This window comes from Streptomyces sp. NPDC050423 (genome assembly GCF_040655445.1).
Taxonomy (GTDB): domain Bacteria; phylum Actinomycetota; class Actinomycetes; order Streptomycetales; family Streptomycetaceae; genus Streptomyces.
In genome coordinates this window covers 39938-61457 of sequence record NZ_JBFAJY010000027.1, presented here as the reverse complement: position 1 = coordinate 61457, position 21520 = coordinate 39938, and the positions used below count along the sequence as shown (strand labels likewise).

Here is a 21520-nt window from a genome sequence, read left to right as displayed (position 1 = left end):
GCTCCCCGGCAGCGCGGACGGCGCCGGATCGCACGACCCACTGCCCACGGATCGGAGGGTGGCTGCGGGGTCGGCCGGGCACCGGGTTCCCCCGGACCCGGTCAGGGCCCGCGTGCGGTCCCCGCCTCCGGGCGAGCACACAGGAGGGGCGTATCCGGTGGCCGGATACGCCCCTCCTCCTTGTGCGTGGACCCGCGTGGGGTGTTACGCGCCGCGCAGCGCCGCACCCGTGCGCTCGGCGGCCAGTGCCACCGCGGCGTCCCGGGCGGCGGTGGCCTCGTCGACGGTCAGCGTGCGGTCCGCGGCACGGAACCGCAGCGCGTACGCCAGGGACTTGTGGCCCCCGCCGATCTGCTCACCCGTGAAGACGTCGAACAGCCGCAGCGATTCGAGGAGTTCGCCCGCGCCCTCGCGGAGCGCCTGCTCCACTTCGGCGGCGGGCACGTCCTGCCCGACGACCAGCGCGACGTCCTGGGTCGCCACCGGGAAGGTGGAGATCCGGGGTGCCTGGAGGGCGCCGTCGACGGCCTGCTCCAGGACGTCGAGCTCGACCTCCATGGCGCAGGTGCGCTCGGGCAGGTGGAGCTCCTTGATGACGCGCGGGTGCAGCTCACCGGCGTGTCCGAACAGGGTCTCCTCGCCGTCGACCGTGACGTACAGCGCGGCGCAGCGGCCCGGGTGCCACGGGGCGTGCTGACCGGCGCGGACGGTGAGTTCGACGCCCGCCTCACGGGCGATGGTGCGGGCGGCCTCGACGGAGTCCGCCCAGTCGGCCGGGCGGCCCTCGCCCCACCAGCCGGCCTGCTCGCGGGCGCCCGCGAGGACGACGGCGGCGCGGCGCGGCTGGCGCGGCAGCGCGGCGTCGAGCGCGGCGATCTCCTCGTCGGAGGGACGCCGGTCGACGGGCAGCCGGACGGGCTTCGTCTCCTGGCCGGTGAGTGGACTCTCCCCTGCCCGAACGGAGCCGAGAGCTTGGGGAATGAAGACGAGACCGGTCTCGAAGAGCGCGAGGTCGTGGCTGCCGCGGCCGTCGTTGCGCCGCAGGGCGCCGAGGAGGCCCGGCAGCAGCGTGGTGCGCAGCGACGGCTCCTCGTCGGAGAGCGGGTTGACGAGGCGGACCGTACGGCGGCGGTCGTCGTCCGCGTCCAGACCCAGCTGGTCCAGGACCGCCTCGCCGGTGAACGGGTAGTTCAGCGCCTCGACGTAGCCGGCGGCGGCGAGCGCCCGGCCGATCCTGCGGTGCAGCCGCTGGCGGTCGGTGAGCCCTCGGCCGGACGGCGGCGTCGGGAGCGTGGACGGGAGGTTCTCGTAGCCCTCCAGCCGGATGACCTCTTCGGCCAGGTCGTTCGGCTCGCCCAGGTCGGGCCGCCAGGACGGTGCCGTGACGAGCAGCTCGTCCTGTCCGTAGACGTCGCAGCCGACCTGCTGGAGGCGGCGTACGACGGTCTCGCGGCCGTAGGTGACACCGGCCACCTTGTCGGGGTGGTCGGCCGGCATCGAGATGGTGCGCGGTCCGGACGGGGCGGTCACCTCGGTGACGCCCGCCTCGGCGGTGCCACCGGCGAGCAGCACCAGCAGGTCGACGGTGCGCTGCGCGGCAGCGGCGGCGGCCTCGGGGTCGACACCCCGCTCGAAGCGCTTGGACGCCTCGGAGGACAGCTTGTGGCGGCGCGCGGTGCGGGCGACCGAGATCGCGTCGAAGTGCGCGGCCTCGATGACGACCTCGGTGGTGCGGGTGCCTTCGGCGGCGTCCGCGATCTCCGTGTTGGCCCCGCCCATGACGCCCGCCAGGCCGATCGGCCCGCGGTTGTCGGTGATGACGAGGTCGGCCGCGTCCAGGACGCGGACGGTGCCGTCGAGGGTGGTGAGCTTCTCGCCCTGCCGGGCGCGGCGCACCCCGATCGGACCGTCGATGCGGGTCCGGTCGTAGGCGTGCAGCGGCTGGCCGAGTTCGAGCATCACGTAGTTGGTGACGTCGACCGCGAGCGAGATCGGCCGCATCCCGGCCTTCTGGAGCCGGCGCTGCATCCAGATCGGGGAGCGGGTCTCGGGCTTCAGGCCGACCACGGTGCGCGCGGTGAAGCGGGAGCAGCCGGCCGGGTCGGCGACCTCGACCGGGTAGCCGTACGCGTTCGGCGCGGGCACGTCCAGGAGGGCCGGGTCGCGCAGCGGCAGGCCGTAGGCGATGGCGGTCTCACGGGCGACGCCGCGCATCGAGAGGCAGTAGCCGCGGTCGGGCGTGACGGCGATGTCGAGGACCTCGTCGACGAGCTGGAGCAGCTCGATCGCGTCGGCGCCGACCTCGTGCTCCGGCGGCAGCACGATGATGCCGTGGGTACCGTCGTCGCCCATGCCGAGCTCGTCGGTGGAGCAGATCATGCCGTGCGAGGTCTTGCCGTACGTCTTGCGCGCGGCGATCGCGAAGTCACCGGGCAGTACGGCGCCGGGCAGGACCACGACGACCTTGTCGCCGACGGCGAAGTTACGGGCTCCGCAGACGACCTCCTGCGGCTCACCGGTGCCGTTGGCGGTGCCGACGTCCACCGTGCAGAAGCGGATGGGCTTCTTGAAGCCCTCCAGCTCCTCGATGGTCAGCACCTTGCCGACGACCAGCGGGCCCTTGAGGCCGGCGCCGATCTGCTCGACCGTCTCGACCTCCAGGCCGACGGCGACGAGCTTGGCCTGTACATCACGGCCGGTCTCGGTGGCAGGCAGGTCGACGTACTCCCGCAGCCAGGAAAGCGGGACGCGCATCAGATCTCCATCCCGAAGGGCCGGGTGAACCGGACGTCACCCTCGACCATGTCTCGCATGTCTTCTACGTTGTGGCGGAACATCAGCATCCGCTCGATGCCGAACCCGAAGGCGAATCCGCTGTACTTCTGGGGGTCGACGCCGCAGGCGACGAGCACCTTGGGGTTGACCATGCCGCAGCCGCCGAGCTCGATCCAGCCCTCGCTGCCGCAGGTGCGGCAGGGGCGGTCCGGGTTGCCGACGGACTCGCCGCGGCAGACGTAGCAGACCATGTCCATCTCGGCGGACGGCTCGGTGAACGGGAAGAAGTTCGGCCGCAGCCGGGTCTTCATGTCCGGGCCGAAGAGCGCCTGGACCATGTGGTCGAGGGTGCCCTTCAGATCGGCCATGGTGAGGCCCTCGTCGACGGCGAGCAGCTCGATCTGGTGGAAGACCGGGGTGTGCGTCGCGTCCAGCTCGTCGGTCCGGTAGACCCGGCCGGGGCAGACGACGTAGACGGGGGGCTCGCGGTCGAGCAGCGTGCGGGCCTGGACCGGAGAGGTGTGGGTGCGCAGGACGACACCGGACTCGTCGCTCTTCGCGCCGTCGGCGCCCTCGACGAAGAAGGTGTCCTGCATCTGCCGGGCCGGGTGGTCGGGCACGAAGTTCAGGGCGTCGAAGTTGAACCACTCGGCCTCTGCCTCGGGGCCCTCGGCGACCTCGTAGCCCATGGCCACGAAGACGTCGGCGACGCGCTCCATGATCGTCGTCAGCGGGTGGCGGGCGCCGGCCGGGGTGCGGTCGTAGGGCAGCGTGACGTCCACCGCCTCCTCGACCAGGACCCGGGCGTCACGCTCGGCCTCCAGCTCCGCCTGGCGGGCGGCGAGCGCCCTGCCCACGGCGGCGCGGGCCTGGCCCACCCGCTTGCCCGCCTCGGCCTTGGCCTGCGGCGGCAGTGCGCCGATCTCGCGGTTGGCGAGCGACAGGGGCGAGGTGCCACCGGTGTGCGCGGTCTTCGCCTGGGCGAGCGCGTCGAGGTCGCCCGCGGCGGCGAAGGCGGCGAACGCCTCGTCCCGGACGCGCTCGATCTCTTCCGGTTTCAGTGCCTCGACCTCGACTGGGTCGTACGACTTGTTCGGTGCCGACATCTCTTCCCGTACTTCCGATTGGCTGGTACTGCGCTGACGACCTGGTGCAGGTCGTTACCGGGGGATACCCCCGGACCCCCGCGGCTCCGCTCGACGCCTTGAGGACACAAAGGTGCCAATGGCCGAGTCTAAGGGTCACAGGATGTGTGGGCCGCCCGTGGTCCGCCCAGGCCCTTCTACTTCATGTAGGCCGGCGTGCTCACGGGCAGGATAAATCGGAACTCGGCGCCGCCACCCGGGCCGCGGCCGACCGTGATCGTGCCGCCGTGCGCCTCGACGATGCCCTTCACGATGTAGAGGCCCAGGCCCGTGCCACCGCGCTTGCTCCCCCGCCAGAAACGGGTGAAGACGCGGCCCATCGACTCCTCGGGAATGCCGGTGCCTTCGTCGCTCACGGTGACAGCCGTTCCCTTCTCGTCGCTCTTGGCCAGTGCGGGTGCCACCTCGATGGTGACGGTTCCCTCGCCGTGGCGCACCGCGTTTTCCAGCAGGTTGCCGAGCACCTGGTCGACCTTGTCCGGGTCGGCCCAGACCGCGGGCAGCGGCTGGCAGGTGCGGACGAGGAAGCGGTCCGGCGCCTGGCCGTTCGCGGTGAGCGCCTGGACGTGGCGCTCCACCGCGGCCGAGAGGTCGACGGGCTGGCGGCGCAGCTCCAGGCGCCCCGAGTCGATCCGGGAGATGTCGAGCAGTTCCGTGATCAGCCGGGTGACCCGGTTGGCGTCGGCGTAGACGGTCTCCAGCATCAGCCGCTTCTGGTCGTCCGTGAACCGCTCCCACTTGGCCAGCAGCGTGGCGGTGAAGCCCTTGACGGAGGTCAGCGGCGAGCGCAGCTCGTGGGCGACGGTGGCGATCAGCTCGGCATCGCTGCGCTCGGTACGGCGGCGGGCCTCGGTGCCGCGCAGGCTGACCACCAGCCGGCGGACGGGTCCGGTCGGGCTCTCGCGTACGTAGCGCGCGGAGACGAGGACCTCGCGGCCGCCGGGCAGCAGCAGATTCCGTTCGGGCTGGCCGACCCGGGTGGCGAGGCCGCCGTAGGGGTCGGTCAGCTCCCACCAGCGGCGGCCCTTGAGGTCCTCCAGCGGCAGCGCGTGCTCCAGCGGGCGGCCGAGGGCGGCAGCCCTGGGCATGGCGGTGATCCGTACGGCGGCGGCGTTGAAGCAGATGACCCGGCCGGTCTCGTCCGCGACGACGAGGCCGTCGGGAAGGTCGTCGGGATCCAGCGGCCCGCCACCGGGTCCGGTGTCCGGGACGGACACCCCGACCGGGTCCGCGGCGGCGCGCACGACGGCCGCGTGTGTCGCCTGCGGTCCGCTCATGCCGACAGCCATATTCCCGTACCCCACCTCTCGAACCGGTGCAGTGGGCCCCCGAGTTCGTCACCCTACTAGGCGTCGGTGACGGAGCGACACCCTGCGGCGGCTCTCCGCCGGGGGCGGGTCAGCCCGCGCTGCGGCGCGGGCGCTGGGCCCGCGCGGAGGCGTACAGGCAGACGGCGGCGGCGGTGGCGAGGTTGAGGCTCTCCGCCCTGCCGTGGATCGGCACCCGCACCACGGCGTCGGCCAGGGCCCGGGTCTCCTCCGGCAGACCCCAGGCCTCGTTGCCGAAGACCCAGGCGGTGGGGCCGCCCATCGTGCCTGCGTCGAGTTCGTCGTCGAGGTCGTCCTCGCCCGCGCCGTCGGCGGCGAGGATCCGTACACCCGCGTCCCGCAGCCCCCGCACGGCCTGTTCGACCGGCACCCCGACGGCGACCGGCAGGTGGAAGAGCGAACCGACCGACGCGCGCACGGACTTGGGGTTGTAGAGGTCCACGGAGGCGTCGGTGAGGACGACGGCGTCGGCGCCCGCCGCGTCGGCGCAGCGCAGCACCGTACCGGCGTTGCCGGGGTCGCGGACGTTCGCCAGGACGGCGACCAGTGCGGGGCGCGCGGCGAGGATCGACTCGAAGGGCGAGTCGAGGAAGCGGCAGACGCCGATCAGCCCCTGCGGGGTCACGGTCTGCGACACATCGGCGAGCACCTCACTGTCGGCGAGGTGGACCCGGGCGCCCGCCGCGAGGGCGGCGTCGACGATGGACTCGTACCGCTCGGCGGCCTCGACGGTGGTGAAGAGCTCGACGAGGGTCGCCTCGCCGTCGCTGCCGCGGTGCTCCGCGGCCTCGCGCACGGCCTGTGGCCCCTCGGCGATGAACCTGCGCTCCTTGCCGCGGAAGTTGCGCCTGGCCAGCCGCCGGGCGGCGGCGACCCGTGGCGATCGCGGGGAGATCAGTTCGGGGGTGCCCATGGTCGGCGGCGAGCCTCTCTGCGTACGAAGGTGCAGGTCGTGACGGGGTGCAACGCACCGGACCCGCAGACGGCGAGCGCCTGCGGGTCCGGCTCAATACCAGGAAGTGCGGCCCTGCGTCAGGCGGCCTTCGGGGCGTTGACGTCGCTCGGGAGGGCCTTCTGGGCAACCTCGACGAGGGCGGCGAACGCGTTGGCGTCGTTGACCGCGAGCTCGGCCAGGATCTTGCGGTCCACCTCGATGTTGGCGGCGTTCAGACCCTGGATGAGGCGGTTGTACGTCATGCCGTTCTGGCGGGCAGCGGCGTTGATGCGCTGGATCCACAGCCGACGGAAGTCGCCCTTGCGCTTCTTGCGGTCGTTGTAGTTGTAGACCAGGGAGTGGGTGACCTGCTCCTTGGCCTTGCGGTACAGGCGCGAGCGCTGACCGCGGTAGCCCTTGGCGGCCTCGAGGGTCGCCCGGCGCTTCTTGTGGGCGTTTACTGCCCGCTTGACGCGTGCCACTTGTTAACTCCTTGTAGCGGGGCCGTGGTCGTACTCACACGGCCCGGAAACGAATTGGTCCCGGTCGGATCGAGGGCGCGCTCCCGGCTTTCACCGGGGGCGACGGCCTCACTTGCCGAGAAGCTTCTTGATCTTCTTGGCGTCGGCCGGAGCCACGACGACCGTGCCGGACAGCGAGCGGGTCTTCTTGGACGACTTGTGCTCGAGCAGGTGGCGCTTGCCGGCCCTCTCTCGGAGCACCTTGCCGGAGCCGGTGATCTTGAAGCGCTTGCTGGCACCGCTGTGCGTCTTGTTCTTCGGCATCGCGCCGTTCTCTCCTCGTCAGTGGCGCCCCTCCCGGTGCGGGCACCGGGCCACAGGGGCGTCAGATCTTGATGGGATTCCGGGGGGACCCGGGGGCGCCTGGATGGCGGCCCCAGGAGGTCACGCCTCGGAGGGTGTCTCGGCCGGAGCCTCGGAGGGCGCTTCGGCCGGAGCCTCGGCAGCCTCGTCCGCAGCCTCGGCGTCCGGGGTGTACCCCTGACGCTCCGCCTTGCGGGCGGCCTGGGCCTCGCGGGCCTCGGCCATGGCTTCGGTCTTCTTCTTGTGCGGGCCAAGAACCATGATCATGTTCCGGCCGTCCTGCTTCGGGTTGGACTCGATGAAGCCGAGTTCCTCCACGTCCGAAGCGAGACGCTGGAGCAGTCGGAAGCCCAGCTCGGGGCGGGACTGCTCACGACCACGGAACATGATCGTGATCTTGACCTTGTCGCCCTGCTTGAGGAACCGGACGACGTGACCCTTCTTGGTGTCATAGTCGTGCGGGTCGATCTTCGGCCGGAGCTTCATCTCCTTGATGACCGTGTGCGCCTGGTTCTTGCGCGCCTCACGGGCCTTCATGGCCGACTCGTACTTGAACTTCCCGTAGTCCATGAGCTTGCACACGGGCGGACGGGCGGTAGCCGCCACCTCGACCAGGTCGAGGTCGTACTCCTGCGCAAGTTCCAGGGCCTTGGCAAGCGGGACGATCCCCACCTGCTCGCCACTGGGACCGACAAGTCGCACCTCGGGTACGCGAATCCGGTCGTTGATGCGGGGCTCGGCGCTGATGGATCCTCCTCGGTAGCACCACGCGGCCGCCTGGCGGACAGCCACGTAACGTCTGTTTCGACGGACCAACCGTGCAGAGGCAAGAAAAATGCCCCGGACGGGACACAGGCGGGGCTCCTGGAAAAACCGGAACACCGCCGCGGTCAACCGCGGGGCGCATCGGGCGGCTCCATCGTCCGTACGGAACGATGGGCGCCACCTGACCGGTGACCCGCCGTCCAGAGGACGGTCAGGTGGGAGATCGGAGCCTCCACTTGTGGGCCGGGCACATAGATGCCCAGCCGGTCGTTACACAAGGTTAGCAGCTCCACCGGGGTGGTGCGAACCTCGCGCACGGGGCCGTGACTCCTGAGGTCAGGGGTGCGACTCCCGGGGAAGAGGACACCGGGCCGTGGGCCTATCCTATGGGGCATGAGCGACGCGACCCCCACCACTGATTCCCCCGGCTTCGACGAAATGGCCCGCGACATCGCGGAGGTGCCGGCGGTCGAGGTGATCGTGACGGTCGCGGTCAACCTGATGAGCGCCGCCGCCGTGAAACTCGGGCTGACCGAGGACGACGAGCACAAGGACCTCGACGAGGCCCGCAAGCTGGTCCACGCGCTGGCCGGTCTGCTGGACGCGAGCACCACCGAGATCAGCTCCTTCCACGCGGCTCCGCTGCGCGACGGCCTGAAGTCGCTCCAGCTGGCGTTCCGCGAGGCCTCCCTCGTGCCGGACGAGCCCGGCCAGGGCCCCGGCGAGAAGTACACCGGCCCGGTCTTCGGCTGAGCCGCACCTCCCTCCACACCCGTGAGCCCCCGCCTTCCGGCGGGGGCTCACGGCGTCCGGGGCCGCGATTGGACCTCCGAAGACAGTCCCGTTGCTCCGCGGTTCTCCGACTGCGCACGCCGTCGCGCGCGGGGCCGGTGAGGCGATCAGCGAGTGAACAGGGCGTCACCCGGTGCGTTCGCGTCGGCGGGGAGCAGCGCCAGGTCGAGCCCGCGGACCAGCCGGGCCCGCAGCACCTCGCTGGCCGCCAGCGACCGGGCGACCCGGCCCGCCGCCTCGGCGGGATCGGCGTCCGCCGCCAGCACCAGGGCGAGGGTGCCGTCGGCGCGGCCGGGACCGAGGTGGGCGCGGAGCACCGCGGGTTCGGCGGCGACGGCGTCCCGCACCGCAGAGGTGACGGCGGGGTCGTCCAGGGGGTCGGCGCTGGTACGGCCCTCAGCGAGGGCCAGCAAGGCGGAGCCGGTCACCTCGAAGGCCACCGGACCGGCGAGGTCGAGCACCACCGTGTCCGCCTTCTCGTGCGCCGCGGCCTGAAGTGCCTGGTGCAGGGGTACGGCGACGGGGCGGGCCTGCGGGTCCCAGCGGGCCAGCGAGGCGGTGGAGGTGAAGGCGGGCAGGGCGCGGCGGTCGCCGGCCTGGAGGGTGGGGACGGCCATGTCGCTCGTCTTCTCCCGGCGCAGCCCGCTCCCCCGTCCCCCGTGACCGCCGTTGCCGGACGCCGCGCGGCTCGCCTCGTCGTCCTCCTCCACCTCGCCGAGGACGGCCACCACGGGGACCAGCAGACGGGCCCCCGCGAGCGCTTCGAGCACCGGGCCGACGGCCTCGCGGTTCTCGGCCCAGGCGGCCAGGGCCGCGGTCAGGGCGGGGTCGGCCGTGCCGTCGTCGTCTGAGTATCCGGAGTCCGGAATGTTCTTCTGCGCCACAGGGCGAGGGTAGTGCCTGGTCATTCTCATCCGGCCGACAGGTAGGACTCAGCCGGTTCCCAGCCGGGGTACCTAGCGTGCGGACCATGCCCCGACACAGAATCCGCCGGTCCGCCCTGTCCGCGTCAGTGACGGCCGCGGTCCTGCTGGCCGGCTCGGCCGCCGGCGGCGCGTATCTGGCGGGCCGGTCACCGGATCACGCGCCCGGCGCCGTGGCTTCCGTATCCTCCGTGTCGCCGGCCGCGACCGCACCGGCCGCGGAGCGGACGAGCGAGGAGCCCGTGGTGAATCTCGACGCGGAACTGGCCGGGGCCGTGCAGCCGCTGCTGGCCGGTGCGGACGGGGTCGCCCTGTCGGTGGCCGTGCTGGACAGCGGGAGCGGGGCGCGTGCGGTGTACGGGGGCGCGGACGCGACGTACGACACCGCGAGCATCGTCAAGGTCGACATTCTGGCGGCGCTGCTGCTCCGGGCCCAGGACGAGAAGCGTGAACTGACCGCCGGTGAACGCGGCCACGCGGTGACGATGATCGAGAACAGCGACAACGACTCCGCCACCGCGCTGCTGTCGGCGGTCGGTGGTGCGGCGGGACTCGACGCCGCCAATGAGCGGCTCGGGCTCACCGGGACGACCGCCGCGCACGCCTGGGGGCTGACCCGGACGACCGCGGCCGATCAGCTGACGCTGCTGGAGGCCGTGTTCGGTACGGATACGAGTACGGGGCTGAGCGCGGATTCCCGTACGTATCTGCGGGGGCTGATGGCACGGGTGGAGGCCGACCAGCGGTGGGGGGTGTCGGCCGCGGGCAGCGACTGGGCGCTCAAGAACGGCTGGATGCCGCGTTCCGCCACCGGGCTGTGGAACATCAACAGCATCGGGCGGGTGACGGCCGGCGGACACACGTACCTGGTGGCGGTGCTCTCCGGCGGCCAGCGGACCAAGGAGTCGGGGATCGCGCTCGTCGAGTCGGCGGCGAGGGCGGCGGTCGGGGTGCTGAGGACCGGGGGCTGAGACGCGCCGCGCCTCCTCGATCCGGCGGCGGTGCGCCCGCCCGCCCGGACCGGTGCGCCCGTCAGCGGCGCGGGAACACCGGCCGGCCGTTGCGGCCGCGCCACAGCACCACGGCCAGTGCGAGCAGCAGCGCGCCGAGGCCGCCCGCCGCCGGGGCGAGCCAGCCCGCGGGGCCGTCGGCCTTGCGGGGCGGGGTGGGCCCGGGTCCGAAGTACCGCTTGCGGTAGCCGACCCCGGTGGAGTCCGCGGAGTCCGAGCGCAGCCCGTCGGGGCGGAGCGCGGCGCCCGCCTTGATGGCCGCGGCCGGGTCGACCGTGCCGTAGCCCCGGGCGTCGTCCCGGCCGCCCGAGGGGGAGCTGCGCGCGGTGTCCGTGAGGAGCTTCTTGATCTGGGCGGGCGGGAGGCCGGGGTGCGCGGCACGGACCAGCGCGACCGCGCCGGAGACGAACGCGGAGGCTGCCGAGGTGCCCCACTCCACGTAGTACTGCCGGTCGGGGGCGGGGACGACGACGTCGACCCCGGGGGCGCTCACGGCGGCGTACCAGCGACGGGTGGAGAACGAGGCGTGCGTGCCGTACCGGTCGACGGCGGCGACCGCGATCACGCCGGGGTAGGCGGCGGGGTACGAGATGTGGTCGCCCTTCTCGCCCCCGTTGCCGGACGACGCGACGACGACCGCGCCCTTCTTCAGCGCGTACTGGACGGCGGCGTCCTCACCGGGCTCCGGATGGGCGGACTCGCTGTCGTCGCCCAGGGAGAGGTTGATGACGTCGGCGCCGTGGTCGGCGGCCCAGCGGATGCCGTCGGCGAGGGCCGTGCCGCGGGACTTGCGGGCCTTGGCCCGGGACGGGTCGGACGCCTCCAGGATGACCCGGACCGGGAGGATCTTCGCCTGCGGAGCGATGCCGAGCACCCCGTCGGCGTTTCCGGGCCCGTGGCCCCGGCCGGCGATGATCCCGGCCATCGCGGTGCCGTGCCGTGCCCACGACCGGTCGCCGCGTCCGGCACCGAAGCCGATCATGTCCTTGCCGGGCAGTACCTGGCCCGCCAGGTCGGGCAGGCTGCCGTCCACCCCGGTGTCGACGACGGCGACGGTGATCCCCTTGCCCCGGGTGGTCTGCCAGGCCTGCTCGGTGTGGAGCGCGTCCAGGCCCCACTGCTGGGCCCGGATGGTGTCCGCCCGCGCCGGTGACGCGGGCAGCAGCGCGAACGCGGTGGCAGCGCAGACCGCTCCGGCGAGGCGGCGGTGACGGGCACGTCGGGTCGCTCCGGTCGGACGGGTCACTCGGGCTTCTCCGTGCGGTCGGTGACGGTCCTGCGCAGGCCGCGCTCGACCCGGTCGGCGAGCCCCTCGGCCTCGTGGCCGAGCCCGGCCTGGGCTGCGGCGGTCGTGGCGTTCGCGGCCATGGCCTTGGCGGCGGGCTGCGGCGCGGTGACCGTCCGCCCGTCGGCGAAGCCGGAGACGGCGAACACCACGACGGGCACCTCGGCCAGGACGTGCACGGTCCAGCTGGCGCGCTGCTTGTCGCCGAATCCCGCGGCGGGGGTGTTCCTCACGGGATACGCGCGGGGCATCAGGTCGGAGCGTCCCTCGAGGTGCTGATCGGTGAACCGGGCGCTCAGCGCCCGCATGGCGTCGGCGTCGCCCTCGGTGAAGAGCAGTCCGACCGTGGTGACACTGCTGGACGTCGCGTCCGTGTAGGTGGCCCGCAGCAGCCGGGCGCAGCCGGCCGGGCGGAGCGTCTTGACCAGCAGCGGGTCCAGGGCCGTCGTGCAGCCGCTGTCCGGGGCGACGGCGAGCCTGGTCCAGACCCGGTCGGAGCCGCCCGGTCCCGCGCCGACCCCCTTGAGGGTGCGCGGGAAGAGGGTGTCCACGGGCACGCTGTGCCAGGCGGCACGGCCCACGGTGTAGGTGCTGTGGGCCGCCGGATCGGCCGAGGAGTCGCTGACCAGCCAGCTGCCGGTGACGGCCCCGCCGATCAGCCCGAGGCCGAGCACGACGCAGACGGCGGCGGCCCCGGTCCTGAAGGGGTGCCGGGTCCGCACGGGGCGGAGCCTGGTGGTGGTCTCGGACGGTGTCTCGGCCGGGGGGCGGAAGTACGGTGGCCGGCCGGCGGGCGGCGCGAAGGGTCCGCCGGTCCACGGGGGCGGTGCGCCGAGGTCCACGCCGCCCACCGGGCGGCGCCGGGTCGCCGGGGGCGGCGTACCGGGGCGCGGCGGGAAGGCCGGGGCGGGGGGCTCGGGTGCGGGGCCGGGAGGCACGGCAGGTGCGGGTACCTGGCAGTCCGGCGGGGTGGTCGGGCGTGGCGGGACAGGAGCGCGCTGCGCCTCGGTACCCATCCGCCCCCCTGGTCCGTTCCGTACCGCACGCGGATCGCCGCCACAGGCAGGCTCGTTGCGCGCCGCGTGACCGTCACTCTACGGGCTGGGGCGCCCTGAGGGGAGCGGGCCGCCGACCGCCGGACCGATCTGCGCGGATCATCCCCCTACCCAGCGGTACAGGTGTCTGGCAAGCTGCGGCCATGACTGCCCGCGCCGCTGACCGGACCCGCTACAACCGGGCCACCGCCCATCTCGATGCCCCGATCGCCGTCGTCGATCTGGAGGCGTTCGACGCCAACGCCGACGACCTGGTACGGCGTGCGGCCGGGAAGCCGATCCGGGTGGCGAGCAAGTCGGTGCGCTGCCGTGCCCTGCTGGAGCGGGTGCTCGCGCGGCCCGGTTTCGCCGGGATCATGTCGTTCACGCTCGCGGAGTCGCTGTGGCTGGCGCGGGCCGGATTCGAGGACGTGCTGCTGGCCTACCCGTCGGCCGACCGGCCGGCCTTCGCGGAACTCGCCGCGGACCCGAAGCTGGCCGCGGCCGTGACGGTGATGGTGGACGACCACGCGCAGCTGGAGCTGATCGACGCGGCGCGCGCCGGGGGCACCGAGGAGATCCGGGTCTGTCTGGAGCTGGACACCTCACTGCGGATGCTCGGCGGCAGGGTCAGGATCGGGGCGCTGCGCTCGCCGTTGCGCTCCCCCGCCCAACTGGCCGAGCTGGCCCGGTCCGTGGCCCGCAGGCCGGGTTTCCGGCTGGTGGGGCTGATGGCGTACGAGGGCCATATCGCCGGGGTCGGCGACTCGGTGGAGGGGCGGCCGCTGCGGTCCAGGGCGATCCGGCTGATGCAGGCCGCGGGCCGCCGGGAACTGGCGGTCCGGCGGGCCGAGGTGGTGCGGGCGGTACGGGCCGTGACGCCGGACCTGGAGTTCGTGAACGGCGGCGGCACCGGCAGTGTGCAGCACACCGCCGCGGAGCACGCGGTGACGGAGATCGCGGCCGGTTCGGGTCTCTACGTACCGCGGCTGTTCGACAACTACACCTCGTTCACGGCCCGTCCGGCGGCCCTGTTCGCTCAGCCGGTGGTGCGCCGGCCCGGGGTGGGCGTGGTGACGGTGCTCGGTGGCGGCTACCCGGCGTCCGGTGCGGCCGGCCCGGACCGGCTGCCGGTCCCGTACCTCCCGGAGGGACTGCGTTACGACCCGCAGGAGGGACCCGGTGAGGTGCAGACCCCGTTGCTCGGCGCCCCGGCCGACGATCTGCTGATCGGCGACAAGGTGTGGTTCCGGCACGCGAAGGCCGGTGAACTGTGCGAGCGGTTCGACGCGTTGCACCTGATCGAGGGGGACCGGGTGACGGCGACCGTGCCGACGTACCGGGGCGAGGGCCGCACCTTCCTCTGAGCCCGGTGAGGGGCGGCGTCAGGGGGCGACGGAACTGCCGACGCCGCCGCTCGTCTCACTGTCACCGATCGGCCGGATGCCCTTGGTGAGGGTGTCCATGAGGGAGAGCGGGGGCCCGTCGGGGCCGGCGTCGAAGGCGTACCGCACGACGACGGGCGACTCGCTGCCGACCGTCGAGGGGAAAACCAGGGACTGCACGTAGCCGCCGGGGCCCTTGCCGGTGACGACCCGCCAGCGCACCAGGTATCCGGTGCGTCCGGCCACGCTCACCGAGGCGGCGGCGATCTGCTGGTGGGAGATGATTCCGCCGTGGACACGGGTACCGACGGGGTTCTCCTCGTACGCGGCCTTCGCCGCGGCGGCTATGTCGGCCTTGGCGAGCTTCTCGGCGGAGTCGGCGTCACCGCCGTTCGGTGTCCGCGTGGTCACCGTGCCGTGGTAGCAGAAGTCGGCGGAGCTGCCGGGGCAGCTGTAGCTGCCGGTGGTGCGCATCGTGAGCACCTGCTCCACGGTGGTGTCGGGCTTCTCCCAGCCGTCGGGGATCGGCAGGGTGATGCCGTTGAGCTGGTCCACGAGCACCGTGGGGTCGCCGTCGTCCGACGACGCGTCCGGCGAGGGGCTGTCGTCGCCGCCGGTGGCCGCTGGCACCTGCGCGGAGCTGCCCGACCGGGCCTGCGGCCGCTTTCCGTCGTCGTCCCTGCCGAGCAGTACGGCTCCGGTCACCGCCGCACCGACGACCACCGCACCGGCCACCACCAGTGCGATGATCCGGCCGCTTCCGCCACCGCTCCCCCGGCCGGGCACGGCGGGGGAAGCGGTCCGCGCGGCGTCGAACCCCTGTGCCGCGGCAGCGTACGGGCGGGCGTGGGCGGTCCACGCCGTACCGTCCCACCACCGCTCGTTGCCGGGTGCTGCCGTGTCCGGGTACCAGCCGGGCGGAGTCGGATAGCTCATCGCCCCACCCTATGTTCGGGAGCCGCGGCCCTCCTACAGCGGTGTGACGTAGGCGCCGGAGATGCCGCCGTCGACGAGGAAGTCGGTGGCGTTGACGAACGAGGAGTCGTCGCTCGCCAGGAAGGCGACGGCGGCCGCGATCTCGGTCGCCTCGGCGAACCGGCCGAGCGGAATGTGCACCAGCCGGCGGGCCGCGCGCTCCGGGTCCTTGGCGAACAGTTCCCGGAGCAGGGGGGTGTTGACCGGCCCGGGGCACAGCGCGTTGACCCGGATCCCCTCGCGGGCGAACTGGACGCCCAGTTCACGGGACATCGCGAGCACCCCGCCCTTGGAGGCGGTGTACGAGATCTGCGAGGTCGCCGCGCCCATCCTGGCCACGAACGAGGCGGTGTTGATGATCGAGCCCCGTCCCTGGCGCCGCATGTAGGGCAGGGCCGCCTTGCAGCACAGGTAGACGGAGGTGAGGTTGACGTCCTGGACGCGTTTCCAGGCCTCCAGGTCCGTGGTGAGGATGGAGTCGTCGTCGGGCGGCGAGATGCCGGCGTTGTTGAAGGCGACGTCGACGGAGCCGTAGGTGTCGTGCGCCGCCGCGAACAGGGCTTCGACCTGTCCGGGATCGGTCACGTCGACGCGTACGAAGGTGCCGCCGACCGCTTCGGCGGCCGCCTTGCCCGCAGTCGCGTCGATGTCGCCGCAGACCACGTGCGCGCCCTCGGAGGCGAGCCGGTGGGCGGTGGCGAGACCGATGCCGCTGCCGGCGCCGGTGATGACGACGGTGCGGCCGACGAGGCGGCGGCAGATGTTCCCGTTGTCCGTGGTCATACCGGTTCAGGCCTCCGTGCTCAGGAAGACGTTCTTGGTTTCGGTGAAGGCGGTGAGGGCATCGGGTCCGAGTTCCCGGCCGAGGCCGGACTGCTTGTACCCGCCGAACGGGGTCCAGTAGCGGACCGCGGAGTGGGAGTTGACGGAGAGGTTCCCCGCCCGGACGGCCTGCGAGACGCGCAGCGCGCGCCCCACGTCGCGCGTCCACAGCGAGCCCGCGAGGCCGTAGCGCGTCGCGTTGGCGAGCCGGACGGCGTCCGCCTCGTCCTCGAAGGGCAGTACGACCGCGACCGGCCCGAACACCTCCTCGGTGGCGACGGGCGCGTCCGCGGGCACGTCGGTGAGGACGGTCGGCGGGAACCAGAAGCCGGGGCCCTGGGGCGCGCTGCCCCGGATCGCGGCCGCGCGCTCGGGGACGTGCCCGCGTACCCGGTCCAGTCGGGTGCGCGAGATGAGCGGGCCCATCTGCGTCTTCTCGTCGGACGGGTCGCCCACGACGACGGCGGCGACGGCCGGGGCGAGCCGCTCAAGGAAGCGGTCGTACACGGATCGCTGGACGAGGATCCGGGTGCGGGCGCAGCAGTCCTGGCCCGCGTTGTCCAGGAAGGACATGGGGGCGGCGGCCGCGGCGGCCTCGATGTCGGCGTCGGCGAAGACGATGTTGGGGCTCTTGCCGCCGAGTTCGAGGGTGATCCGCTTCACCCGCTCGGCGCACTTGGCCATGATCTGCTTGCCGACCCGGGTGGAGCCGGTGAAGACGATCTTGGCGACGTCCGGGTGCTCGACCAGGGCGTTGCCCGCCTCGTCGCCCGCGCCCGGCAGCACCTGGAAGAGGTGTTCGGGCAGTCCGGCCTCCAGGGCCAGTCCGGCGAGCCGGAGCGCGGTCAGCGGGGTGGTCTCGGCGGGTTTGAGGACGACGGCGTTGCCCGCCGCGAGGGCCGGGGCGAGCGCCCAGGCGGCGATCGGCATGGGGAAGTTCCAGGGGGCGATCACACCGATGACGCCGAGGGGTTCGAGCAGGGTGATGTCGATGCCCCCGGGTACGGGGATCTGCCGGCCGCTCAGCCGTTCCACTCCCCCGGCGGCGTAGTCGAGGAGATCGCGGACGTTGCCCGCCTCCCAGCGGGCGTTGCCGATGGTGTGGCCCGCCTCGCGCACTTCCAGCCGGGCCAGTTCCTCGGTGCGGCCGTCCACGGCGGCGGCGAACCGGCGCAGCAGCCGGGCCCGGTCGGCGGGTGCGAGCGCCGCCCAGGTCCGCTGGGCGGCTGCCGCCCGGGTGACGGCCGCGTCCACCTCGGCCGCGGTGGTGGCGGGCACGGTGGCGACGAGTTCCTCCGTCGCCGGGTTCAGTACGTGGTGCTCACGGGTCAAGGGAGTCCTCACAGACGTTCGAAGGAGCGCTTGATCTCCCAGTCGGTCACCGCCGCGTCGAAGGCTTCGAGTTCGACGCGTGCCATGTTGGCGTAGTGCGCGACGGCCTCGGCCCCGAAGGCCGCCTCCGCGATCTCGCTGTGCTCCCAGAGCCGGGCGGCCTCGCGCAGGGAGGTGGGGACGTGGTCGTACGCGGCGGTGTAGGCGTTTCCCGCGCAGGGCTCGGGCAGTTCGAGACCGTGCTCGATGCCGTGGAGGCCGGCGGCGACGAGTGCGGCGACGGCGAGGTACGGGTTGACGTCACCGCCCGGGAGGCGGTTCTCGAAGCGCAGGGACCGGCCGTGGCCGACGACGCGGAGCGCGCAGGTGCGGTTGTCCTCGCCCCAGGCGACGGCGGTCGGGGCGAAGGAGCCGGGCTGGAAGCGCTTGTAGGAGTTGATGTTCGGCGCGTAGAGGAGCGAGAAGTCGCGCAGGGCCGCGAGCTGGCCGGCGAGGAAGTGCCGCATCACCGGGGACATGGCTCCGTCCTCGTCCGCCATGACGCTGCGTCCGGGGTCGCCGGTGGACCGGAGCGAGAGGTGGATGTGGCAGGAGTTGCCCTCGCGCTCGTTGAACTTGGCCATGAAGGTGAGCGAGACGCCCTCCTGCGCGGCGATCTCCTTGGCGCCGGTCTTGTAGACGGCGTGCTGGTCGCAGGTGACCAGGGCCTCGTCGTAACGGAACACGATCTCGTGCTGGCCGGGGTTGCACTCGCCCTTGGCCGACTCGACGGTGAGGCCGGCGCCCGCCATCTCGTTGCGGATGCGGCGCAGCAGGGGTTCGACGCGGCCGGTGCCGAGGACGGAGTAGTCGACGTTGTACTGGTTGACCGGGGTGAGGCCGCGGTAGCCGCGGTCCCAGGCCTGTTCGTAGGTGTCCTTGAAGACGATGAATTCGAGTTCGGTGCCGGCGTGGGCGGTGTAGCCGTGTTCGGCGAGGCGTTCCAGCTGGCGGCGCAGGATCTGGCGGGGCGCGGCGACGACGGGTGAGCCGTCGCTCCACGCGAGGTCGGCGGTGACCATCGCGGTGCTCTCGTTCCAGGGCACCCTGCGCAGGGTGGCGAGGTCGGGGTGCATGGCGAAGTCGCCGTAGCCGCGGTCCCAGGAGGACATGGCGTAGCCGTCGACGGTGTTCATGTCGGTGTCTACGGCGAGGAGGTAGTTGCAGCCCTCGGTGCCGTGCGGCACGACCTCGTCGAGGAAGAAGCCGGCGGCGAAGCGTTTGCCCTGGAGCCGCCCCTGCATGTCGGGGAAGGCCAGGACCACGGTGTCGATCTCACCGCTGTCGACGAGGAGGCGCAGTTCCTCGACGGCGAGCGGGGCTGTTCGGTCGGACACGGATGGATCCTCTCCTCGCGGGCGACTCAGCCAACACAACCACAACGCCACAACGCAGATGATCCAAATCTGTGACTCCTCCTCGCCCGTGAGGGCGCGGCTTCTCGCTATGCCGTGTTGGCGTTGCGACGGACCGGCCCGGCCCGTAGAACGTTAAGTGCTCCGACGACGTCGGCGTGTGCGGTGTGGCCGCAGCCGACGCAGTGAATCCTGTGTGGGCCGGTCCTCCTTCGCGGTGTGCCCGCATGCGGGACACGTGCGGGAGGTGTTGCGGGGGTCCACGGCCATCACTTCCCGCCCGGCACTCTCAGCCTTTGCGTTCAGGATCGTCAGGAACACCCCCCATCCGGCATCAGCGATCGAACGGTTCAACCCGGCTTTTGCCATGGCACCGTTGGGCAGAAACACACCCGGTCTGTCAGGGTCGGGCTTCGGTGCGGGGGCCTTGCTCATATGGCGAATCTTGAGGTCTTCGTGCGCGATGAAGTCGTGCTCGCGGACCAGGGCGAGCGCGGTCTTGTGTGCGTGGTCGAGCCGTCGACGCCGCACCGTGCCGTGCGGGGCCGCGACCTTCTCCACCGCTCGCTGGTGGTTACGGGTTCGGTCCTTGGCCTTACAACGGGGGAACCGGGACACGGCCCGCTGTGCGGCCTCAAGCTTGCGGAAGAACGCGGTAAACGCCTTGTCCAGCCGACGAAGCGTGGCCTGCTGCGAGCTGAAGGACCACCGGCCTTGGCACCGGGGGTCGATGGCCCGGATGTCCTTGAGCTGCCCGGACTGCATCCCGTACTTGATGCTCGTCCTCGACGGGTGCCGGTAAGCGTCACGGCGTTCCTGTAACGCACCGTTGTAGAGCGAGCAATCATCGCGCAGCATCTCGCCCAGCGCGATCGCCTGGCCCACGGTGGGCCGTAAGAGGAACTTGTACGCGCGGATCATCCAGCCCACCCCCTTCGGTCGGTCCGCATAACACAATACCGTTGGCGAATGACACCGCGCTGGGGAACAGATCCCGATATCCGCAGGGGAATCCATGTCGTCTTCACGACCGGTTCTGGTCCCCGTCCTGCTCCGCAGGGTCCTGCGGCGGAGCACCGTTGAGCAGTACCTCAAGGTGCCGATGCGTTCCGCGTGCCGTGCGAGAGGGAGATCCGATGAACCGCCCGCTGATCGGGATCAGTACGTATCTGGAGGCCTCGGCGCGCTGGGGCGTCTGGGATCTGCCCGCGACCCTGCTGCCGGCCGGCTACAGCCGGCTGGTCCGTGAGGCGGGCGGCCTGGCCGCGCTGCTTCCACCGGACTCGCCGGAGCTGGCGGCGTCGGTGGTGGCGCGCCTCGACGCGGTGGTGGTCGCGGGCGGGCCGGATGTGGACCCGGCGCGGTACGGGGCCGGGCGCGATCCGCGGACCGGGCCGCCCGCGCCGGAGCGCGACGCCTGGGAGTGCGCCCTGATCGGGGCCGCGCTGGAATCCGGCACCCCGTTGCTGGGGATCTGCCGGGGGATGCAGCTGCTGAACGTGGTCCTGGGCGGCACGCTGACGCAGCACCTGGACGGGCACGCGGGCCCCGGCGGAGCGGCGGGGGTGTTCGGGACGCACACGGTGACGCCGGTGCCGGGGACGCGGTACGCCTCCGTGGTCCCCGGCGACTGCGACGTGCCCACCTACCACCACCAGGCCGCGGACCGGCTCGGCGCGGGTCTGGTGGCGTCGGCGCATGCGGCGGACGGCACGGTGGAGGCCGTCGAGCTGCCGGGTCCCGGATGGGTGCTCGGGGTGCAGTGGCATCCGGAGGCGGGCGGCGACGTGCGGGTGATGGCGGCGCTGGTGGCGGCCGCGCGGCTACGCGGGCCGGTGGGCGAGCCTGCCGCGTAGCCAGTCCAGTGCGGCCGCGCCCTGGGCCGCCTGGAACGCCCGCAGCGTGGGCAGGCCCGGCGGGGCGGGGCGCAGCGAGTGCGCCACGAAGTAGCCGGTGAGGGCGGCGAGTACGGCGGTGACGCCGTCGGGGTCGGCGTCCCGGCCGAGCGGATGCGCCGCGAAGACGGTCTCCGGGTCGGGGCCGCCCTGGGCCGCGACGCACGGCAGCATCGCCAGCAGGTCGAACCAGGGCGCGGCGCGCATCGCGTGCGGCCAGTCGACGAAGACGACCCGGTCCTCGGTCAGCAGGATGTTGTCGGCGCGCAGATCGGCGTGGACGAGGCTGTCGCCCGTGGCGGGTTCCACCCAGCCGGACTCCAGTTCCGCGAGTGCGCCGAGTCGGCGTGCCGCCCAGGGATCGAGGCGGGCGTCGCCCCCTGCCGCGTGCAGGGTCCGCCAGCCGGTGAACATCGAGGCCTCGCGCTTGGCGACGGGCGGCGCGTCGGCCGGGGCCGGGGTGAGGAGCCGGCCGAGTGCGCCGACCGCGGCCAGGACGCGGTCCAGTTCGGCCGGGTCCCAGGGGACGCGGGGCTGACGGCCCTCGATGTCCTGGAGGACGAGCGCGACGCAGGTGCCGTCGTCGTACGAGCCGAGCAGCCGGGGTACGGGGGCGTGCGGCGGGAGGGCGGCGGTGTGGCGGGCCTCGGCGCGGTGCAGGTCCGGGCTGCCGGCGTTCGCCTCGGCGCTCACCGCCTTGACGAAGGCCCGCCCGCCGTTCGCGAGCCGCACCCGTGCGGCGACGCCGGGCGAGAAGCCGCCGCTCTGGCTGCGGGCCTCGACGACGGGTGAGCCGAGGATGTCCTCGACGGCGCGGCGCACGGCGACGGGCAGGTCGGCCCACGCGTGGCGGACGCCGCGGGCGGGCGGTGCGGTTGCGGTCATCCGCCCATCCTTCCTGC

At 72.8% G+C, this 21520-nt stretch carries 19 protein-coding genes and 1 pseudogene; 4 read left to right on the top strand and 16 right to left on the bottom strand.

Features of this window, described 5'->3' with window-relative positions; translation table 11 throughout:
• Nucleotides 1–204 precede the first annotated feature (204 nt).
• From pheT to infC, 7 genes are all read right to left on the bottom strand, one after another.
• Complete coding sequence (gene pheT, locus AB0I52_RS20665) at nt 205–2754, bottom strand: phenylalanine--tRNA ligase subunit beta (protein ID WP_363074546.1); 2550 nt, start codon at nt 2752–2754, stop codon at nt 205–207.
• The gene (gene pheS / locus AB0I52_RS20660) at nt 2754–3881 is read right to left on the bottom strand and encodes a phenylalanine--tRNA ligase subunit alpha (RefSeq protein WP_363074544.1); all 1128 of its coding nucleotides are present in this window, start codon (nt 3879–3881) and stop codon (nt 2754–2756) included. The genes pheT and pheS overlap by 1 nt, the downstream gene beginning before the upstream one ends.
• Nucleotides 3882–4057: 176 nt before the next feature.
• Nucleotides 4058–5209 (bottom strand): PAS domain-containing sensor histidine kinase, encoded by a 1152-nt coding sequence (locus AB0I52_RS20655; RefSeq protein WP_363074542.1) that lies wholly within the window; start codon nt 5207–5209, stop codon nt 4058–4060.
• A 109-nt stretch (nt 5210–5318) separates the two neighbouring features.
• Complete coding sequence (locus AB0I52_RS20650; RefSeq protein WP_363074540.1) at nt 5319–6161, bottom strand: RNA methyltransferase; 843 nt, start codon at nt 6159–6161, stop codon at nt 5319–5321.
• Between the two features lie 119 nt (nt 6162–6280).
• Nucleotides 6281–6664, bottom strand: coding sequence for a 50S ribosomal protein L20 (gene rplT / locus AB0I52_RS20645; RefSeq protein ID WP_362966114.1), 384 nt, complete (start codon nt 6662–6664; stop codon nt 6281–6283).
• Between the two features lie 108 nt (nt 6665–6772).
• On the bottom strand, nt 6773–6967 hold the full coding sequence (gene rpmI, locus AB0I52_RS20640; RefSeq protein ID WP_362966116.1) for a 50S ribosomal protein L35: 195 nt from the start codon (nt 6965–6967) through the stop codon (nt 6773–6775).
• Between the two features lie 120 nt (nt 6968–7087).
• Entirely contained in the window at nt 7088–7798 is a 711-nt protein-coding gene (gene infC / locus AB0I52_RS20635; RefSeq protein WP_363074538.1) for a translation initiation factor IF-3, read from the bottom strand.
• Between the two features lie 366 nt (nt 7799–8164).
• Between infC and AB0I52_RS20630 the strand changes: the two genes are divergently transcribed.
• The gene (locus AB0I52_RS20630) at nt 8165–8524 is read left to right on the top strand and encodes a DUF1844 domain-containing protein (protein ID WP_362966120.1); all 360 of its coding nucleotides are present in this window, start codon (nt 8165–8167) and stop codon (nt 8522–8524) included.
• A 146-nt stretch (nt 8525–8670) separates the two neighbouring features.
• Here the strand turns inward: AB0I52_RS20630 and AB0I52_RS20625 are convergent, their stop codons facing one another.
• Nucleotides 8671–9447, bottom strand: a complete 777-nt coding sequence (locus AB0I52_RS20625; protein WP_363074536.1) for an SseB family protein — start codon at nt 9445–9447, stop codon at nt 8671–8673.
• A gap of 86 nt (nt 9448–9533) precedes the next feature.
• Here AB0I52_RS20625 and AB0I52_RS20620 point away from each other — a divergent pair, with 86 nt between their 5' ends.
• Nucleotides 9534–10457 (top strand): serine hydrolase, encoded by a 924-nt coding sequence (locus AB0I52_RS20620; RefSeq protein ID WP_363074534.1) that lies wholly within the window; start codon nt 9534–9536, stop codon nt 10455–10457.
• A 61-nt stretch (nt 10458–10518) separates the two neighbouring features.
• Here the strand turns inward: AB0I52_RS20620 and mycP are convergent, their stop codons facing one another.
• A complete protein-coding gene (mycP, locus tag AB0I52_RS20615) occupies nt 10519–11742 on the bottom strand; it encodes a type VII secretion-associated serine protease mycosin (RefSeq protein WP_363074532.1) in 1224 nt (407 codons plus the stop codon).
• On the bottom strand, nt 11739–12503 hold the full coding sequence (locus tag AB0I52_RS20610) for a hypothetical protein (RefSeq protein WP_363074624.1): 765 nt from the start codon (nt 12501–12503) through the stop codon (nt 11739–11741). Before AB0I52_RS20610 ends, mycP begins: the two co-directional genes overlap by 4 nt.
• Nucleotides 12504–12979: 476 nt before the next feature.
• On the opposite strand from AB0I52_RS20610, the gene AB0I52_RS20605 reads away from it, so the two are divergent.
• Nucleotides 12980–14182 (top strand): amino acid deaminase/aldolase, encoded by a 1203-nt coding sequence (locus tag AB0I52_RS20605; RefSeq protein ID WP_363074530.1) that lies wholly within the window; start codon nt 12980–12982, stop codon nt 14180–14182.
• 18 nt (nt 14183–14200) lie between these two features.
• On the opposite strand, the gene AB0I52_RS20600 is transcribed toward AB0I52_RS20605, so the two are convergent.
• From AB0I52_RS20600 to AB0I52_RS20580, 5 genes and pseudogenes are all read right to left on the bottom strand, one after another.
• Nucleotides 14201–15136: a DUF2510 domain-containing protein gene (locus AB0I52_RS20600; RefSeq protein WP_363074528.1), complete on the bottom strand. Its 936-nt coding sequence runs from the start codon at nt 15134–15136 to the stop codon at nt 14201–14203.
• A gap of 33 nt (nt 15137–15169) precedes the next feature.
• On the bottom strand, nt 15170–15958 hold the full coding sequence (locus AB0I52_RS20595) for a 3-oxoacyl-ACP reductase (RefSeq protein WP_363074526.1): 789 nt from the start codon (nt 15956–15958) through the stop codon (nt 15170–15172).
• Between the two features lie 6 nt (nt 15959–15964).
• On the bottom strand, nt 15965–17329 hold the full coding sequence (locus tag AB0I52_RS20590; RefSeq protein ID WP_363074524.1) for an aldehyde dehydrogenase family protein: 1365 nt from the start codon (nt 17327–17329) through the stop codon (nt 15965–15967).
• Nucleotides 17330–17337: 8 nt separating this feature from the next.
• Entirely contained in the window at nt 17338–18705 is a 1368-nt protein-coding gene (locus AB0I52_RS20585; protein WP_363074523.1) for a glutamine synthetase family protein, read from the bottom strand.
• Nucleotides 18706–18812: 107 nt separating this feature from the next.
• Nucleotides 18813–19644: pseudogene (locus tag AB0I52_RS20580) on the bottom strand (transposase).
• A gap of 215 nt (nt 19645–19859) precedes the next feature.
• On the opposite strand from AB0I52_RS20580, the gene AB0I52_RS20575 reads away from it, so the two are divergent.
• Nucleotides 19860–20579 carry a gamma-glutamyl-gamma-aminobutyrate hydrolase family protein gene (locus AB0I52_RS20575; protein ID WP_363074521.1) on the top strand — a complete coding sequence of 240 codons (720 nt, stop codon included), beginning with the start codon at nt 19860–19862 and terminating at the stop codon, nt 20577–20579.
• Here AB0I52_RS20575 and AB0I52_RS20570 read toward each other — a convergent pair.
• Entirely contained in the window at nt 20547–21503 is a 957-nt protein-coding gene (locus AB0I52_RS20570) for an aminoglycoside phosphotransferase family protein (RefSeq protein ID WP_363074519.1), read from the bottom strand. The two genes, AB0I52_RS20575 and AB0I52_RS20570, sit on opposite strands and share 33 nt — an antisense overlap.
• Between the last annotated feature and the right edge of the window lie 17 nt (nt 21504–21520).